Source organism: Treponema sp. R8-4-B8 (genome assembly GCF_054786175.1).
The window spans coordinates 1-455 of record NZ_BDHE01000377.1 but is presented as its reverse complement, the minus strand read 5'-3'; the positions used below and the strand labels follow the sequence as shown (position 1 = coordinate 455).

Sequence of the window (455 nt, the reverse complement as noted above, 5' to 3'; positions counted from 1 at the left end):
GCGATTGTCTATCGTGGGGAAATTACTATGTGCGGCCTTGGCGACGGGCACAGTTTTTTCCCGCCGTATTTTATTGAAATGGGACATACAATGCGTACTATTATAGAAGAAGAAAAACAAGCCGCGATTCTTGACACTTTCCGCGCTGGAATTCACGCCCTAGGGCTTGCTGGAAAAGAAAGCATAGGAGCCGCAAAAGGGGACATTAAACTGACCGCAAAAGGGCCTATGATTGGAGAAATAGCGGCGCGGCTTTCAGGCGGTTATATGTCTGGGTGGACATACCCATATTCTTCCGGCGCTCTGCCAATTAAAGGCGCTATTCTCGCGGCTATGGGACGGAAGGCGGAGGGACTTATCACGACGAAAAAATGGACGTGCGCCGAAAAAGCGTTCAGCCCCATACCGGGAACCGTCAAACAAATACGAGGCAAAGAACAAGAAAAAGCAGAAGA

At 49.5% G+C, this 455-nt stretch carries 1 pseudogene; it reads left to right on the top strand.

The window, feature by feature from the left end:
- Positions 1 to 27: 27 nt before the first annotated feature.
- A pseudogene (locus tag ACYVRA_RS08840) lies at positions 28 to 455 on the top strand (ATP-grasp domain-containing protein); the annotation flags it as partial.